At 69.2% G+C, this 1,316-nt stretch carries 2 protein-coding genes and 1 pseudogene; 2 read left to right on the top strand and 1 reads right to left on the bottom strand.

Annotation, left to right across the window (positions count from 1 at the left end; translation table 11 throughout):
* The coding region (locus IE312_RS30645) for a helix-turn-helix domain-containing protein (protein ID WP_189985520.1) at positions 1–809 on the top strand (809 nt) is incomplete at its 5' end.
* Positions 806–982, top strand: a complete 177-nt coding sequence (locus IE312_RS30640) for a DUF397 domain-containing protein (RefSeq protein ID WP_189985519.1) — start codon at positions 806–808, stop codon at positions 980–982. The genes IE312_RS30645 and IE312_RS30640, both read left to right, overlap by 4 nt.
* Here the strand turns inward: IE312_RS30640 and IE312_RS42575 are convergent.
* Positions 979–1,316: pseudogene (locus IE312_RS42575) on the bottom strand (alkaline phosphatase D family protein); the annotation flags it as partial. The gene IE312_RS30640 and the pseudogene IE312_RS42575 overlap by 4 nt on opposite strands.

Raw genomic sequence — 1,316 nt, 5'->3', positions numbered from 1 at the left:
CGGATGACGAGTGGGGCGTCGCCGTCATCGCCACGGTGGGCCGCCAGCTGAGGCTGCGCCGGGAGGCGTTGGGCATGCGGGCGGCGGAGTTCGCGCGGACGGTCGGGTACAGCGAGGACATGGTCTACAAGATCGAGTCCGGCAAGCGGATCCCGAGACCGGAGTATCTCGACAAGGCGGACAAGCTCCTGGACGCGGGCGGGTTGCTCTCCGCGATGAAGGAGGACGTGGAGAAGGTCCGCTATCCGCGGAAGGTCCGGGCGCTGGCGGAGGTGGAGTCCAAGGCGGTCGAGTTGGGGGTGTACGTCTGCAGCAGCATCCATGGCCTGTTGCAGACACCGGAGCACGCACGGGCCTTGCTGCAGTCCTGGCAACCCGCCTACGCGCCCAAGGATCTGGAGCGCCGGGTGGCTGCCCGTATGGCTCGACAGTCGATCTTCGAGCGAACGCCCGCTCCCTCTCTGAGCTTCGTCCTGGAAGAGGCGACTCTGCGCCGCAAGGTTGGGGGCACAATGGTGCGGCAACAGCAGTTCGAACGCCTGCTGGAGATCGGGCGGTTGAACAACGTCACGCTCCAGGTGATGCCGTTGGACAGCCCGCCGCACCCCGGCATGAGCGGAAGGATCGAGTTGCTCAAGTTCGAGGACGGCACGGCTGTCGGCCGTTCCGATGGTGCATACAACGGCCGCGCGGTCTCCAACCTCCGGGACCTACGGGTCCTTGAGCTGCGGTATGGCACCATCCGGGCGCAGGCTCTTCGCCCTGAGGAGTCGCTGGCCCTCATCGAGCACCTGCTGGGAGAGAGATGATCCGCTGGTTCAAGAGCAGCTACAGCGATGGCCCCGACGGCGACTCCTGCGTCGAGGTGGCGACAACCCCCGACACCATCCACATCCGGGACTCCAAGCAGGACGACGGCCCTCTTCTCACCGTCGCCCCCGGCACCTGGACGGAGTTCGTGGCGTACGCCGCCCGGCGCTAGTCGGTGAGGCTCGCCTCGTGGAGCGTGCGGAGGCGTGACTCCTTGTCGGTGGCCTCCAGGCGCAGGTGGGCCGAGCGGCCGCGCAGCGTGAGCGTCATCAGCTGGTTGCCGAACCACGGCCCGCCCCGCTTGCGCCACCGCACCGGCAGCCGCGCGCAGCGCCCGTGCCGGGCGAGCAGGCGGCCCAGGGCGCGGGCCGGTGCGCTCCAGCCGACGCGGAAACCGATCCGCATGGCCGCCGGCACGGAGTTGTGCACGGGTGAGCAGGTGAGCTGGACGACGGGGAGCCCGAGGTCGCCGGCGCGCCAGGTGGCCTCGGCGACGTAGCCGTGGT

The sequence above is a fragment of the Streptomyces capoamus genome (assembly GCF_014654935.1).
GTDB classification, from domain to species: Bacteria; Actinomycetota; Actinomycetes; order Streptomycetales; family Streptomycetaceae; genus Streptomyces; species Streptomyces capoamus.
The sequence above is the reverse complement of the archived record's forward strand: the minus strand, read 5'-3'. Positions and strand labels throughout refer to the sequence as shown.